Annotated in this window: 14 protein-coding genes; 8 read left to right on the forward strand and 6 right to left on the reverse strand. The window is 64.0% G+C overall.

Going from position 1 to position 14,157, the window contains the following annotated elements:
• Window positions 1-32: 32 nt before the first annotated feature.
• Both mfd and serB read left to right on the forward strand, forming a co-directional pair.
• The gene (mfd, locus tag AC1RMD_RS28745) at window positions 33-3,485 is read left to right on the forward strand and encodes a transcription-repair coupling factor (protein WP_492931855.1); all 3,453 of its coding nucleotides are present in this window, start codon (window positions 33-35) and stop codon (window positions 3,483-3,485) included.
• 71 nt (window positions 3,486-3,556) lie between these two features.
• On the forward strand, window positions 3,557-4,399 hold the full coding sequence (gene serB, locus AC1RMD_RS28750) for a phosphoserine phosphatase SerB (RefSeq protein WP_492931857.1): 843 nt from the start codon (window positions 3,557-3,559) through the stop codon (window positions 4,397-4,399).
• Between the two features lie 15 nt (window positions 4,400-4,414).
• On the opposite strand, the gene AC1RMD_RS28755 is transcribed toward serB, so the two are convergent.
• Window positions 4,415-4,744 (reverse strand): DUF3471 domain-containing protein, encoded by a 330-nt coding sequence (locus AC1RMD_RS28755; RefSeq protein ID WP_492931859.1) that lies wholly within the window; start codon window positions 4,742-4,744, stop codon window positions 4,415-4,417.
• 128 nt (window positions 4,745-4,872) lie between these two features.
• Complete coding sequence (locus AC1RMD_RS28760; protein WP_492931861.1) at window positions 4,873-5,247, reverse strand: hypothetical protein; 375 nt, start codon at window positions 5,245-5,247, stop codon at window positions 4,873-4,875.
• A 19-nt stretch (window positions 5,248-5,266) separates the two neighbouring features.
• Here AC1RMD_RS28760 and AC1RMD_RS28765 point away from each other — a divergent pair, with 19 nt between their 5' ends.
• A complete protein-coding gene (locus tag AC1RMD_RS28765; protein WP_492931863.1) occupies window positions 5,267-6,199 on the forward strand; it encodes a retroviral-like aspartic protease family protein in 933 nt (310 codons plus the stop codon).
• A gap of 26 nt (window positions 6,200-6,225) precedes the next feature.
• Here the strand turns inward: AC1RMD_RS28765 and AC1RMD_RS28770 are convergent, their stop codons facing one another.
• Together AC1RMD_RS28770 and AC1RMD_RS28775 are read right to left on the reverse strand one after the other, a co-directional pair.
• Entirely contained in the window at window positions 6,226-7,617 is a 1,392-nt protein-coding gene (locus tag AC1RMD_RS28770; RefSeq protein WP_492931865.1) for a serine hydrolase, read from the reverse strand.
• A gap of 82 nt (window positions 7,618-7,699) precedes the next feature.
• Window positions 7,700-8,176 carry a low molecular weight protein-tyrosine-phosphatase gene (locus AC1RMD_RS28775; protein WP_492931867.1) on the reverse strand — a complete coding sequence of 159 codons (477 nt, stop codon included), beginning with the start codon at window positions 8,174-8,176 and terminating at the stop codon, window positions 7,700-7,702.
• A gap of 51 nt (window positions 8,177-8,227) precedes the next feature.
• On the opposite strand from AC1RMD_RS28775, the gene AC1RMD_RS28780 reads away from it, so the two are divergent.
• Both AC1RMD_RS28780 and AC1RMD_RS28785 read left to right on the forward strand, forming a co-directional pair.
• Window positions 8,228-9,196, forward strand: coding sequence for an AraC family transcriptional regulator (locus AC1RMD_RS28780; protein WP_492931869.1), 969 nt, complete (start codon window positions 8,228-8,230; stop codon window positions 9,194-9,196).
• 169 nt (window positions 9,197-9,365) lie between these two features.
• On the forward strand, window positions 9,366-9,734 hold the full coding sequence (locus AC1RMD_RS28785) for a DUF4870 family protein (RefSeq protein ID WP_492931871.1): 369 nt from the start codon (window positions 9,366-9,368) through the stop codon (window positions 9,732-9,734).
• Between the two features lie 7 nt (window positions 9,735-9,741).
• Here the strand turns inward: AC1RMD_RS28785 and hisC are convergent, their stop codons facing one another.
• Window positions 9,742-10,806: a histidinol-phosphate transaminase gene (hisC, locus tag AC1RMD_RS28790; RefSeq protein WP_492931873.1), complete on the reverse strand. Its 1,065-nt coding sequence runs from the start codon at window positions 10,804-10,806 to the stop codon at window positions 9,742-9,744.
• Window positions 10,803-11,972, reverse strand: coding sequence for a cystathionine beta-lyase (locus AC1RMD_RS28795; RefSeq protein WP_492931875.1), 1,170 nt, complete (start codon window positions 11,970-11,972; stop codon window positions 10,803-10,805). The genes hisC and AC1RMD_RS28795 overlap by 4 nt, the downstream gene beginning before the upstream one ends.
• 239 nt (window positions 11,973-12,211) lie before the next feature.
• On the opposite strand from AC1RMD_RS28795, the gene AC1RMD_RS28800 reads away from it, so the two are divergent.
• Genes AC1RMD_RS28800 through AC1RMD_RS28810 form a run of 3 tightly spaced genes read left to right on the forward strand, consistent with a single transcriptional unit; the run spans window position 12,212 to window position 14,150 of the window.
• The gene (locus tag AC1RMD_RS28800; protein ID WP_492931877.1) at window positions 12,212-12,400 is read left to right on the forward strand and encodes a hypothetical protein; all 189 of its coding nucleotides are present in this window, start codon (window positions 12,212-12,214) and stop codon (window positions 12,398-12,400) included.
• 17 nt (window positions 12,401-12,417) lie between these two features.
• Window positions 12,418-13,650: a radical SAM/SPASM domain-containing protein gene (locus AC1RMD_RS28805; RefSeq protein WP_492931879.1), complete on the forward strand. Its 1,233-nt coding sequence runs from the start codon at window positions 12,418-12,420 to the stop codon at window positions 13,648-13,650.
• On the forward strand, window positions 13,647-14,150 hold the full coding sequence (locus AC1RMD_RS28810; RefSeq protein ID WP_492931881.1) for a pyruvoyl-dependent arginine decarboxylase: 504 nt from the start codon (window positions 13,647-13,649) through the stop codon (window positions 14,148-14,150). Before AC1RMD_RS28805 ends, AC1RMD_RS28810 begins: the two co-directional genes overlap by 4 nt.
• Window positions 14,151-14,157 lie beyond the last annotated feature (7 nt).

Consider the following 14,157-nt stretch of genomic DNA (forward strand, 5'->3'; position numbering starts at 1 on the left):
TGGCGGTGCATTGAGGTCTCATTAACCGTTGAATGTGTGTTGTGTCCCTGGTCTTAAAAAACTCCCTACCAAAACCCGGCACCCGCTTCGCCCTGCCTGCGCTGCACGGCTCGTCGGACGCCTACGCATTGGCGCTTGCCGCGCTCGAACTCAAATCCCAGGGCCAGATGCTGGCCGTGATCGTCGCCAACGCCAGCGACGGCCAACGCCTGCTGGACGAGATCCCATGGTTCGGCGGCGACCAGCTGCGCTGCCACCTGCTGCCGGACTGGGAAACCCTGCCCTACGACGCCTTCTCGCCGCACCAGGACCTGGTGTCCGAGCGCCTGGCCACGCTGCACGAGATCTCCAGCGGCCAGTGCGACGTGATGCTGGTGCCGGCCACCACGGCGCTGGTGCGCATGGCGCCGCCGTCCTTCCTGGCGGCCTACACCTTCTTCTTCAAAAAAGGCGAGTCGCTCGATGAAGCGCGCCTGAAGGCGCAGCTGACGCTGGCCGGCTACACCCACGTGGCGCAGGTGATGTCGCCCGGCGAATACTCGGTGCGCGGCGGTTTGATCGACCTGTTCCCGATGGGCTCCGCCCTGCCCTACCGGCTCGACCTGTTCGGCGACACCATCGAAACCATCCGCACCTTCGACGCCGACACCCAGCGCTCGCTGTACCCGGTCAACGAGGTGCGGCTGCTGCCGGGCCGCGAGTTCCCGATGGACGAGGCGGCGCGCACCACCTTCCGCAACCGCTGGCGCGAGCAGTTCGAGGGCGATCCGTCGCGCTCGGTGGTGTACAAGGACATCAAGAGCGGCATCGCCTCGGCCGGTATCGAGTACTACCTGCCGCTGTTCTTCGAAGAGACGGCCACGCTGTTCGACTACCTGCCGCGGGGCGCGGCGCTGGCCCTGGTGGGCGACATCGACGCCGCCATCAAGCGCTTCTGGACCGACACCGGCTCGCGCTACCGCTTCCTGAAATCCGACCGCGACCGCCCCATCATGGCGCCGGAAGCCTTGTTCCTGTCGGACGAGCAGTTCTTCACGCTGGCCAAGCCCTACGGCCGGCTGGTCATCTCGAAAGACGCCGACAGCGGCGCCTCCGAGCTGTCGGCGCCGGTGCCCAACATCGCCGTCAACCGCCACAGCGAAGACCCGCTGACCAATCTGCGCGCCTACCTGCTGCCGGCCGGGCGCCGCGTGATGATCTGCGCCGAATCGAACGGCCGCCGCGAAACGCTGCAACAGTACTTCACCGAATACGGCCTGGCGCTGACGCCGGCCGAGGGTTACGAAGGCTTCGCCACCTCCGGCGCCAGGCTGATGCTGGGCGTGGCCCCGCTGCACGCCGGCTTCGAGCTGTCGACGCCCAACGAGAACCTGATTTTCATCACCGAGACCGAGCTGTATGCCGGCTCCGGCCGCCGCGTCGGCAAGAAGAAGCAGGAAGCCGTCACCCAGGTCGAATCGATGGTGCGCGACCTGTCGGAGCTGAAGATCGGCGATCCGGTGGTGCACATCAACCACGGCATCGGGCGCTACATGGGCCTGACCAGCATGGACCTGGGCGAAGGCGAGACCGAATTCCTGCACCTGGAATACGCCAAGGACACCAAGCTGTATGTGCCGGTATCGCAGCTGCACGTGATCTCGCGCTACTCCGGCGCCTCGCCGGAAGACGCGCCGCTGCATGCGCTGGGTTCCGGCGCGTGGGAAAAAGCCAAGCGCCGCGCCGCCGAACAGGTGCGCGACACCGCCGCCGAGCTGCTCAACCTGTACGCCCGCCGCGCGCTGCGCCAGGGCCACGCGTTCGAATACTCGGCGCACGACTACGAGCGCTTCGCCGACAGCTTCGGCTTCGACGAGACGCCGGACCAGCAGGAAGCGATCAACAACGTCATCAAGGATATGACCTCGGGCAAGCCGATGGACCGCCTGGTGTGCGGCGACGTCGGCTTCGGCAAGACCGAAGTGGCGCTGCGCGCGGCCTTCATCGCCGTCATGGGCGGCAAGCAGGTGGCGATCCTGGCGCCGACCACGCTGCTGGCCGAACAGCATGCGCAAACCTTCGCCGACCGCTTCGCCGACTGGCCGGTGCGCATCGCCGAAATGTCGCGCTTCCGCACCGGCAAGGAGATCACGCAGGCGATCAAGGGCATGGCCGACGGCACGCTGGACATCGTCATCGGCACCCACAAGCTGCTGTCGGACGACGTCAAGTTCACCCGCCTCGGCCTGGTCATCATCGACGAGGAGCACCGCTTCGGCGTGCGCCAGAAGGAAACCCTGAAATCGCTGCGCGCCGAAGTCGACGTGCTGACGCTGACCGCCACGCCGATCCCGCGCACGCTGGGCATGGCGCTGGAAGGCTTGCGCGACTTCTCGGTGATCGCCACCGCGCCGCAGAAGCGCCTGGCGATCAAGACCTTCGTGCGCAGCGAAGGCGAATCGATCATCCGCGAAGCCTGCCTGCGCGAGTTGAAGCGCGGCGGCCAGGTCTACTTCCTGCACAACGAGGTCGAGACCATCCAGAACCGCATGGCGATGCTGACCGAGCTGCTGCCGGAGGCGCGCATCGCCGTGGCCCACGGCCAGATGCACGAACGCGACCTGGAAAAGGTGATGCGCGACTTCGTGGCGCAGCGCTACAACATCCTGCTGTGCACCACGATTATCGAAACCGGCATCGACGTGCCGACCGCGAACACCATCATCATGCACCGCGCCGACAAGTTCGGCCTGGCGCAGCTGCACCAGCTGCGCGGCCGGGTCGGTCGTTCGCACCACCAGGCCTACGCCTACCTGCTGGTGACCGACGTGCAGTCGCTGACCAAGCAGGCGCAGCGCCGCCTGGACGCGATCCAGCAGATGGAGGAACTGGGCAGCGGCTTCTATCTGGCGATGCACGACCTGGAGATCCGCGGCGCCGGCGAAGTCCTGGGCGACAACCAGTCCGGCGAGATGACCGAGATCGGCTTCCAGCTGTACTCGGACATGCTGAACGAGGCGGTGCGCTCGCTCAAGGCCGGCAAGGAGCCGGACCTGGCGGCGCCATTGGCCACCACCACCGAGATCAACCTGCACGTGCCGGCGCTGCTGCCGGCAGATTTCTGCGGCGACGTGCACGAACGGCTATCTATTTACAAGCGCATGGCCAACTGCAACGTCCTGGACAAGATCGACGACATGCAGGAAGAGATGATCGACCGTTTCGGCAAGCTGCCCGACCCCGTCAGGGCCCTGATCGAGACCCACCGCCTGCGGATCGCCGCCAAGACCGTGGGCATCGTCAAGATCGACGCCCATGGCGAAGCGGCCACCCTGCAGTTCATGGCCAAGCCGCCGATCGACCCGATGCGCATCATCGAGCTGATACAGAAAAACCGCCAGATCAAGCTCAATGGCCAGGACAAACTGAAGATCACCGCCTCCATGCCCGACCTGGCGGCACGTGTCGCCCAGATCAAAGGTGCGATCAAACAGTTGACCGCTTGAGCCTAAACACGTAACTTGGGCGCTTAGCCCAAAAAACGCTATACGCATTTATGAAGACTGCAAAAAATACTATGAATCTTGTGCTGCAAGGGTTGGACGACTGCAAGGCCAGACTGGAACGCATCGCGGCGCTGACGGCGCCGAAAAACATCACCTGGTTGAACGAACGGGCGCTGCGCTGCGAAGGCATCAGCTTCTCGCCGGCGCTGCGCCAGACCATCGAAGTGGCGGCCCAGGCTGCCCAACTGGACGCCACCTATTCCATCGGCATCCACAAGATGAGCGAATTCAAGCTCGTCGCGATGGACATGGACTCGACGCTGATCACCATCGAATGCATCGACGAGATCGCCGACATGCAGGGCCTCAAGCCGCAAGTGTCCGAGATCACCGAGGCGGCGATGCGCGGCGAGCTCGATTTCGCCGAGAGCCTGAAGCGCCGCGTGGCGCTGCTGGAAGGCCTGGAGGCGTCAGCGCTGGAGCGCGTGTATGAGGAGCGCCTGCAACTGTCGTCGGGCGCGGAAACCATGCTCAAGGCGGTGCAGCAGGCCGGCCTGAAAACGCTGCTGGTGTCGGGCGGCTTCACCTTCTTCACCTCGCGTTTGAAAGAGCGCCTGGGCCTGGACTACACCCACGCCAACGAACTGGAAATCGTCGACGGCCGCCTGACCGGCCGCGTGGTGGGCGGCATCGTCGATGCGCAAGAAAAGCAGCGCACCGTCGAACGCGTGTGCGCGGAGCTGGGCATCGAACCATCGCAGGCGATCGTCATGGGCGACGGCGCCAACGATCTGAAGATGATGAGCATCTCCGGCATGTCGGTGGCGTTCCGCGCCAAGCCGGTGGTGCGCGAGCAGGCCAACGTGGCGCTCAACTTCGTCGGCCTGGACGGCATCCTGCCGTTGCTGACCTAAGAAGCGGGCGCCGGCTCAATCCTGCCGGCGCGCCACCTGCTCCGGTCCCAACAGGCGAACCCCGGCCACGTTGCCGTTGTCGCGCTGGTCGAACTCCACGCGCAAGCCGCCCCAACGGGTGACGAACACGCTCTTGCCCGCCGGCTCCAGTTCGACCTCCGGGCCGTTGTTCATCTGCACAAACAGTTTCTTGCGATGCTGGGTGACCGTCAAGGTCCGGCCGTCGGCCAGATCGTACTGGCCCTTAAACTCTTGCAAGTCGGTCTCCTGCAACGGCTTCTCGGCCGCGCCTGCGGCGCCTGAAATGCAGCAGCCCAGCAGCAATGCCCACACCAATGTACGCATGATATTTCCCATCCAGGTAGATATCGCCATCGCTCACAATGTGGATGGCAATGGCTACACTTTAGACAAAAAACCACCATTTGCACGGAACATCCGACGGACGGCGGCTGCCGCCGGACGAACGGTAGTTATGCGGGTGCGGACGTTATGCCCGGCGCATCTCTGCCGTCAACCCGCACGATCTCGATGCCACGGCGCGTCGATGAATAAATGACCTTGCCGATTCTTTCGTAGAACGGCGTCCCGTCATCCGGCTCGTCGTCGGCCACGGTCCTCAGCTCGATGCGCTCGATCTTGTGCTCGGCCAGGAACGCCAGCAGCTGGTCGGCGGTTTGCATGCGCGCCCCCAGGACTTCGATCACCTGCGGCCCCACAACTACCAGCGTTGCGGGTGCCGGCGAGGCCGGACCTGCCATATCATTTTTAATCATATCGTCGATGTTAAGCACAAAAGTTAGCCAAAATGATAACATCAATGTCTGCCAACAGCTTACTTGATCCATGATCCGCTTCCTGCTTTGCATGCCATTGTTGCTGACCGCCGTCGCCAGCCAAGCCGCCACCGAATGCCGCTATACCGAATTGGCTGCGCTGGACATCGGCGTGGACGAACGCTTTTCCGACACGCCCTACCTGGACGCGCAAATCAACGGCAAGTCTGTGCACATGCTGATCGACACCGGCGCCTTCAAGACCCTGCTGACGCGCGCAGAACTCGACCGCCAGCAAGTAACCCTCATCCGCAGCCGCGAGGTTGTGCTTGGCGTGGGAGGACGCGCCGCGATCTTTTCGGCGCGTCCGAAAGAAGTGATCATCGGCCCTGCGCGGGTGCGCCGGACCTGGTTCCCCGTAGTCGAGGGCTACGACTTTCCCGGCTACGGCGGCATCATCGGCGCCGACTACCTGCTGCAAGCCGACCTGGAAATCGCGCTGGCGGACAAGCAGCTCAGGTTCTTCCGTGGCGCCGGCTGCGACGACAAGTCGCTGGCCTACTGGGACCCCAAAGCGCTGGACGTGCCGCTGGACATTCCCGCCCACGACAGCCGCGCCATGGTGCCGGTGGAGATCAACGGCAGCAAGCTGATGGCCCTGATCGACACCGGCGCCACCATTTCGCTGGTAGACCAACGCACCGCCGAGCGCCTGGGCTTTGATCCCGCGGCCGCCGGCACCCGCAAGGGCAGCAAGCTGCGCGGTCTCAACGGACAAACCCGGCAATCATGGATCACCACCTTCGACAGCTTCGCCATCGGCGAGGAACAGATCAACCATCCGCGCATCACGGTCCTGGAGTCGGCGGACGGCGACATCGCCCCCAGGAATCACCAGATGGTATTGGGCCGCGACTTCCTGCGCGCTCACCGCGTGCTGCTATCGACCGCTCAGCAACGCTTCTATTTTTCGTATCTGGGCGGCCCGGTATTCGCCGCGTCGCATGGTGCGGAGCGGCCATGAACAGATTTGAAGTTCATGCCGTCTCCTTATTGAGCGGCAGCCGGGCTGTCATCGGCGGGCGCCGCTTCGTCCACGCGCGGCAGGCGCAGATTGCGGCCGCCTTGCAGCAACGTTACCGCCTCCACCTTGCCGGCCGCGTCGCGATGCAGCGCCAGCTGCGCATCGACCTTGCGCAGGAATAGCTTGTCCGCCGACTCGGCATAAATCGGCAGCGACGCCTGGCCTTGCAGCTGGGTCGTCAGGCCGCCGTTGCTGGTGCGCAGCCACAGGCGGCGGCCGTCCGCCATCTTGTAGGTGCCGGCGATGGCGGCCATCTGTTCGGCCGACAAGGCAATCTCCTTGCGCTCCGCCGGCATCAGATAGTGGCCGCCGTGCGCGGTGGCGGTCAGCCCGGCGGTCAGCGCGTCGAGCTGGCTGCCTTCGACGTTGCTGAGCACGATCACGCTGACCTTGTCGGCCATGCGGTAGCGCACCTCGGTGGCGAAGCCTTCGATGCCGCCGCCGTGGCCCACTTCCTTGCCGCCGTCCTTCTGCTGGATGGCCAGGCCGAAACCGTAGCCGGAGTGGTAAGGCGTGGTCATCGCCTCCAGCGACGCCGGCGACAGCAGCTTGCCTTCATACAGGCCGCGCTGCCAGCGCAGCAGGTCGCCGGTGGTGGAGTACAGCGCGCCGGCGGCGTGCGGGACGCTCATGTTGATAAAGCCGGCGTTGTTCATGCCCTTCTTGCCGCGCGCATAGCCGGCGGCGCGGTTCGGCAGCACGTTGGCGTTCCAGTCGTAGCCGCTGTCCTTCATGCCGAGCGGCTCGAAGATGTTCTGGCGCACGAAGGCGTCGTAGGTCTGGCCGCTGACCTTCTCGATCAAGGCGCCCAGCAGCACATAGCCGGTATTGCTGTAGTTGAAGCGGGAGCCGGATTCAAACTCCAGCGGCTTGTCGCGCACCAGCGCCACCGATTCCTCCGGCTTCTTGGTGAACGGCTCTATCGCCTGGTATTCCTTGGTCGCGGTGAAATTGGCGATGCCCGAGGTGTGGTTCAGCAGCTGGAAGATCGTTACCTTGCTCCACGCGGCAGGCAGGCCGCCGAGGTATTTGCTGACCGGGTCGGAGACGGCGAGCTTGCCGCGCTCCTGCAACAGCAGCACGCTGGCGGCCGTGAACTGCTTGGTCACTGAGCCCAGGCGGAACTTGGTGCTCGGCGAATTGGGGATGTTCCATTCCAGGTTGGCGGAGCCGTAGCCCTTGTCCAGCAAGACCTGGTCGCCTTTGGCCACCAGCACCGCGCCGGAAAAATGATCCTGGGTGACGGCCTTGTCGACCAGCGTTTCGAGACGTTTCAGATCCTGCGCCTGCACAGCGCCACCCAGCAGCACGGCCGTAGCCAAGCCCATGGACAGCATCCACTTGCGATGTTGCGACATATTTTATCTCCCGGTGCGGATCGCTCTCAATTGGCGATCAACCGCCGTATGCTGCCACCAACTTATTTTTTTCGCAATCCCTTTATTTCTCGCTCAGCGCGGCGATCAGGCCATCGGACGCGTCTTCGATATAGTCGAGCACCAGGTCGAAACCGCGGCCGCCGCCGTAGTAGGGATCGGGCACCACATCGGATGGACTGCGGCGCGCGTGCGCCATGAACAGCCCCAGTTTGTGCCGGTGCTGCGACGGGCACGCCGCCTCCAGCAGGCGCAGGTTATCGTGGTCCATCGCCAGCACATGGTCGAAGGTTTCGAAGTCGCTGGCCGCCACCTTGCGCGCGCGCTGCGCCGACAAATCATAGCCGCGGTTGGCGGCATGCTCCATCGAGCGCGCATCGGGCGGTTCGCCGACGTGATAGCCGTGGGTGCCGGCGGAATCGATAAGGAAGCGCTCGGCCAGGCCGGCCGCTTCGACGCGATGGCGGAACACGCCCTCCGCCGTTGGCGAGCGGCAGATATTCCCCATGCAGACAAACAGCACCGAAGTTTTCGCAGCCACGGTCGCTCCTTATATAATCATCATTGTTGTATTTTATAGATTTTAGTCCAAATGAGCCTCCCCAACGACCAGTCTCCGCGCGCCGAATATGCGCGGCGCATGAACCGCGTGCTGAACCACATCGACGCCCATCTGGACCAGCCCTTGGAACTGGCCCAGCTGGCCGACGTCGCCAACTTCTCGCGCTTCCACTTTCACCGCATTTTCCAGTCGTGGATGGGCGAAACCCTGGGCGACTACGCGCGCCGCCGCCGGCTGGAAAAAGCCGCGTTCCGCCTGAGCTGCAAGCCGGCCGAATCGGTGCTGGAAACGGCGTTGGCCAGCGGCTTCGGCTCCGGCGAGGCGTTCGCGCGCGCCTTCAAGCTGCGGTTCGGCTGCACGCCCACCGAGTGGCGGCGCGACACCCAGCAGCGGCTGGCTTCGCAAGCGCTGGGCGGCGGCCGCCGCGCGCAGAGCAATCTGGATCAGGTGTTGAGCAACTACGATCAGACGCCGCAAACCGGCATCGGCGACGATGACATCTCCAACCACGAATCAGGAGATTTCAATATGGACGTTAAAGTGATCGATTTGCCCGCCGCGCGGGTCGCCTATCACCGCCACATCGGCCCTTACGGTCCCGGCATCGGCGCCTTCTGGCGCGGCACGGTGTCGCCGTGGATACAGTCGCACGGCCTGGAGCAGCAGGTCTGCTACGGCGTCGGCTACGACGACCCGAGCATCACGCCGCCCGACAAGTGCCGCTACGATGCCTGCGTCACCGTGCCGGATGGCTTCACCGCCACCGGCTCGGCCGACATCGCCACCCTGCCCGGCGGCCGTTACGCCGTCGGTCATTTCGAAGGACAGCCTGCGGAGATCGCCGACGCCTGGACCTGGATGACCCGCAACTGGCTGCCCTCCAGCGGCTTGCAGTGCGACGACCGCCCTTGCTTCGAAATGTTCAGGTCCGACCGGGCGATGGATCCGAAGACCGGTGCGATGATACTGGACATCTGCATCCCGGTTCGACCGCTGTAAGGAGCAAGGCATGGTTTAGCTATGAGGCTGCGCCTGGTCGACATCGATAGCGCGGCCTGCTCGCTGCGGACACTGGCAGGCTGCGGCCAAAGATGATACTTTGCCACGTGCGCCGCAGATCCCGCTCTGTGGCTATACTAAAAACCACCACTCAAGCAAAGGACTGATCATGTCGCAAGAACTGATACTGGACGGCCGCATCGAATCGGCCAAGACCACCGCCTGGTGGCTCTACATCCTGCATGCGGTGAGCTTCCTCTTTTCACTGGGCCTGTTTTCCGTCATTCCGCTGGCGCTCAACTACCTGCAGCGCCCTTCCACCGAGGGCACCTTCGTCTACAGCCATCACAGCTGGATGATCCGCTCGTTCTGGTGGTATGTGGCGTGGGTCGTCGTTGGCGCGCTGCTGTTTGTCACCATCATCGGCATCCCCCTGGCCTACCTGGTCTGGCTGGGCGCATGGCTGTGGAAGGCCTATCGCCTGATCGTCGGGATACAACGCATCAACCGCAACGAGCCTGCCGACATCCGCGCTTAAACCAGCGTCACTCCGCCGGCAATATCGCTTTCAACGCGTCGACCAGTTTCGCGCACTCTTCGTCCGTGCCGATGGAGATGCGCAGGAACTGATCGATGCGCGCCTGCTTGAAGTGGCGCACCAGGATCGCCCGCTCGCGCAAGCCCGCCGCCAGCTGCGCCGCGTCGTGACCGGGATGGCGGGCGAAGATGAAGTTGGCCGCCGACGGCAGCACCTCGAAGCCCAGCGCCTGCATCTGCGCGGCCAGCCATGCGCGCGTGGCGATGATGGCTTGCGACGTCTGCTCCATGTAGGCCAGGTCGTCGAGCGCGGCCGCCGCGCCGGCCTGCGCCACCTGGCCCAGGGGATAGCAGTTAAAGCTGTTCTTCACACGCTCCAGGCCCGCGATCAGTTCCGGATGGCCGACGGCATAGCCGACCCGCAGCCCGGCCAGCGAGCGCGATTTGGACAGCGTCTGGATCACCAGCAGATTATCGTAGCGCCCCAGCAGCGCAATCGCGCTTTGCCCGCCGAAGTCCACGTAGGCTTCATCGATCACCACCACCTGCTCGGGATGGTCGGCCAGCAGCGCTTCGATCCGTTCCAGCGGCAGCGCGATGCCGGTCGGCGCGTTCGGATTGGCGATGATGATGGCGCCGCACGGCTGGCGATAGTCCTCGACGTCGATCTCGAAACGCTGGTTCAGCGGCACCTGCACCGCCTCGATGCCATACAAGCTGCAATAGGTTGGATAGAAACTGTAGCTGATGTCCGGGCAAAGCAACGGCAGCTCGTGCTTGAGCAAGGCATGGAAGGTATGCGCCAGTACCTCGTCCGAGCTGTTGCCGATGAAGACCTGCTCGCGCCCCAGGCCAAAGCGGCGCGCCACGGCGTCCTTCACCACGGCGTTGCCGGGATCGGAGTACTTGCGCAGCTGGTCGCCGACGGCCGCCTGCATCGCCGCTATCGCCCTGGGCGACGGGCCGTAAGGATTCTCGTTGGTGTTCAGTTTGACCAGGCCGGGCATCTGCACCTGTTCGCCCGGCGTGTACGGCGTCAGGCCGTGGACCACATCGCTCCAGAAGCGGCTCATTGCAGCGCTCCCAGCGCGCGCTCGATGTCCGCGATCAAATCGTTGACATCCTCCAGGCCCACGTTGAAGCGCACCAGCACGCCCTTGTCCTGCCAGCCCTTGCGCATGTGCTGGATACGGTAAGGCATCACCAGGCTGTTGGCGCCGCCCCAGCTGTAGCCGATCTTGAAGAACTTGAGCGCATCGATGAAGCGGTCGGTCTGCGCCTCGGTATAGCGGGCGTCGAACAGCACCGAGAACAAGCCGCCGGCGCCGCTGAAGTCGCGCTTCCAGATTTCGTGGCCGGGGCAATCGGTAAAGGCCGGATGCAGCACCCTGGTGATTTCCGGGCGCGCCTGCAGCCACGCGGCCAGCTTGCGCGCCGCCGCGTCGTGCGCATCGAAGCGCAGACGCATGGTCGGCAGGCCGCGCGAAACCAGGTAGGCGTCGTCCGCGCCGACGCCCATGCCGAGCCGCATATGCGAAAGACTGAGCCGCTCGTGCAGCGCGGCGTCGCGCATGATGACGGCGCCCATCAGCACATCCGAACCGCCGGACTGATACTTGGTCAACGCCTGCATGATGATGTCGACCCCAAGCTCGAAGCCGCGCAGCGCCAGGCCGGCCGACCAGGTGTTGTCCAGCGCCACCACCACGCCGCGCTCGTGCGCCGCCTTGCAGATGGCCGGCAGGTCCGGCACTTCCATCGACACCGAGCCTGGCGCCTCGGTCCAGATCAGCTTGGTGTTCGGCTGGATCAGCGCCGCGATGCCCTCGCCGATCAGCGGATCGTAGTAGCGCGCGCTGATGCCGAAATCGGCCGACAGCCAGTGTCCCAGCTCGCGGTTGGGGTTGTAGACGTTGTCCGGCAACAGCACGTCGTCGCCGGATTTGAGCAGCGCGAAGTCGACCATCGCAATCGCCGCCAGGCCGCTGGGCGCCAGCAGGCAGTACTTGCCGTCCTCGATCTCGGCCAGGCGCGCTTCCAGCGTGAAGGTGGTCGGCGTGCCGTGCAGGCCGTAGGTATAGGCGTTCTTCTCTTTCCAGTCGCCCGAGCGCATGGCCGCCACGTTCTTGAACAGCACCGTCGAGGCATGATGGATGGCGCCAGGGAAAGCGGCAAAGCCTTCCGGCGCCTGGTAGTCGGTATGGACGAGTGTGGTCTGCGGCGATTTTTTGATAGTCATGGCCTGATTATAAACGCTTTGCACGATCGGGTTTCGCGCTGGCCACGGCGACCCGCCGCTCCCGATCTCAAGCGTTACAAAGTGCGTATTTCTAGTGGCAGCCAGCGACTATAGTTCATTTTAGGCATGCCAGACACCTTTGATAATACTCAAACTCCAATTGAGCATTCATCGCTAAGTTAGTACTCATGCCAGCAATCGAATTCGTGTCAACGCTTACTTTCTGCAAGGAGAACGCCATGTCGAAACCGACCCCGTATCAAGATCAGGAATTAAAACTGCACCTCACCGACGAACAGCGCAAGGAATTAACGCAGTTTATCGCCAGCAACGGACGCATCAAGCTGGATATCGACCTGCTGTTCGAAGCAGATGTTTCGGCCAAGGCCGTCGCCCCCGTTGCAGTGTTGGTCGGCAACGCCATCTGAGCCGCAGCGAGACGCTCATGGTCCCCGACGTCCGCATTCGCCAGGAAGACTTCGGTTTCATCCTGGCATTCGGTACTGGCGAAATCGGACTGTACAGCCATGCAGCCGCGCCCGCGCTACTCGATGGCACGTCGCGCGAGGCGCTGGAAGCGTACCGCCTGCCCTCGATTCCCGTCAGGGACGAGTTTCACCTGAGCGCGCCGCTCATCGTCTGGTTCGAGATTACCCGCGCCTGCAACCTGACTTGCCGTCACTGCTATATCGAGGCCGGCAAGCCGCGGGAGCAGGAATTGTCGACACCCGAAATCTTCGACGCCCTCGAACAGATGAAAGCGGCGGGCGTGTTTGCCCTGGTGCTGGTCGGAGGCGAACCGATGATGCATCCGGATTTCCTGGCCATCGTCAATCACGCCCACCAGCTCGGTTTCGTCATCTCGATCGCAACCAATGGCGCCTACATCACGCAAGACCTGATCGACCGCCTGCCGCGCGAGGAATGCGTGGTCAGCGTCAGCGTCGACGGCACCTCGAACCACAAGGAGTTGCGGATCCGCTCCACCTGGGACGATGTGCGCGAACGCATACTGCTGCTGCGCAGGAATGGCGTCCCGACCGCGATCATGTCGACCCAGACGGCAGGCAATGTGCACGAGTTGCAAGTGCTGCTGGACTTCGCCCGCGAGCACCAATGCTTTTTCGGATCGACGCCGATGAGCCCTATCGGGCGCGGCAGGTTTTTCCCGCAGTATCAGCCGCAGGCGAATATTGTCGAGGAAAGCGCCCGCCTGTATCTCGCCGACAAGCTGCACGACCAGACCATGAACGATACCGTCGGGCTGTGCGTGGCCAAGTTCCTCGACGAGTGCCATAACATCGCCAAGGCCACCGGCCGCGAATTCTGCGGCGTGGCGATGGCCTACCTGATGAGCGACGGCTCGCTGTATCCATGCTCGATTTGCGCGTCGAACGGGAAGTTCATCGCCGGCAAGCTGCGCGAGCATTCGTTCCAAACGCTCTGGCGGGATTCGTTCAAGGAAATCCGTCAGTTCACCTACGACAAGTTCAAGGAATGCCCCAGCTGCGAGCTATCGCGCGATCCCTACTATTGCACCTCGCGCTGCGCCGTGATGGCCGAACGCTATACCGGCGACCCGCTCGGCTGCGGCTCCACGCCCTTCGTGAAGGCCAGCCTCAAACGGCGCACCGAACTGCTGCTGACCGAGTTCCCCGGCGCGCCAGGTGTCACATGAGCGGCGACGGCGCGCGGCGGGCCATCCCCGTCATTGCCGGAATCGGCCACGGGCGGACCGAGCTGTCCGCCTACGACGACGCGCTGTGGAAAACCGGCATCGGCAATTTCAACGTGATAGCGCTCTCCAGCGTGATCCCGCCGGGATGGGAGCCGGTCCCGCAGGCGGAGCCGGAGCTGCGCCGGATCTGGGGCAACCGCCTGTACGTGGTGCAGGCGCATGCCTCGTCCAGTGGCGAGCAGGAAACCGGCCTGGCGGCGGGCATAGGCTGGGCCATCTTCGACCATGGCGGCGGCGTATTCGTGGAGCATCACGCGGCGGCGGCCGATGCCGCCAGCGCGCTGCGGGCGGTCGAGCGCGACGTCGAACTGTCGATCGCCGACCTGTGCCAACGCCGCGGCGCGGCGCCGGCCAGGCAGGGCAAGGCAACGATCTCCGCCACCGCCTGCCGGCCATGCTGCGTCCTGGTGGTGGCCGTATTCCAGCAGGAAGACTGGTGAAAGGAAG

The organism is Duganella sp. GW822-FHT06D06, assembly GCF_058799615.1.

What these genes read in the sequence shown, in the direction of transcription:
- AC1RMD_RS28765 (WP_492931863.1), top strand. Translation starts at nt 5,267, where the DNA reads ATGCCATTGTTGCTGACCGCCGTCGCCAGCCAAGCCGCCACCGAATGC.
- AC1RMD_RS28805 (WP_492931879.1), top strand. Translation starts at nt 12,418, where the DNA reads ATGGTCCCCGACGTCCGCATTCGCCAGGAAGACTTCGGTTTCATCCTG.
- serB (WP_492931857.1), top strand. Translation starts at nt 3,557, where the DNA reads ATGAATCTTGTGCTGCAAGGGTTGGACGACTGCAAGGCCAGACTGGAA.
- AC1RMD_RS28800 (WP_492931877.1), top strand. Translation starts at nt 12,212, where the DNA reads ATGTCGAAACCGACCCCGTATCAAGATCAGGAATTAAAACTGCACCTC.
- mfd (WP_492931855.1), top strand. Translation starts at nt 33, where the DNA reads ATGTGTGTTGTGTCCCTGGTCTTAAAAAACTCCCTACCAAAACCCGGC.
- AC1RMD_RS28785 (WP_492931871.1), top strand. Translation starts at nt 9,366, where the DNA reads ATGTCGCAAGAACTGATACTGGACGGCCGCATCGAATCGGCCAAGACC.
- AC1RMD_RS28760 (WP_492931861.1), bottom strand. Translation starts at nt 5,247, where the DNA reads ATGGATCAAGTAAGCTGTTGGCAGACATTGATGTTATCATTTTGGCTA.
- AC1RMD_RS28770 (WP_492931865.1), bottom strand. Translation starts at nt 7,617, where the DNA reads ATGTCGCAACATCGCAAGTGGATGCTGTCCATGGGCTTGGCTACGGCC.
- AC1RMD_RS28810 (WP_492931881.1), top strand. Translation starts at nt 13,647, where the DNA reads ATGAGCGGCGACGGCGCGCGGCGGGCCATCCCCGTCATTGCCGGAATC.
- hisC (WP_492931873.1), bottom strand. Translation starts at nt 10,806, where the DNA reads ATGAGCCGCTTCTGGAGCGATGTGGTCCACGGCCTGACGCCGTACACG.
- AC1RMD_RS28780 (WP_492931869.1), top strand. Translation starts at nt 8,228, where the DNA reads ATGAGCCTCCCCAACGACCAGTCTCCGCGCGCCGAATATGCGCGGCGC.
- AC1RMD_RS28755 (WP_492931859.1), bottom strand. Translation starts at nt 4,744, where the DNA reads ATGCGTACATTGGTGTGGGCATTGCTGCTGGGCTGCTGCATTTCAGGC.
- AC1RMD_RS28795 (WP_492931875.1), bottom strand. Translation starts at nt 11,972, where the DNA reads ATGACTATCAAAAAATCGCCGCAGACCACACTCGTCCATACCGACTAC.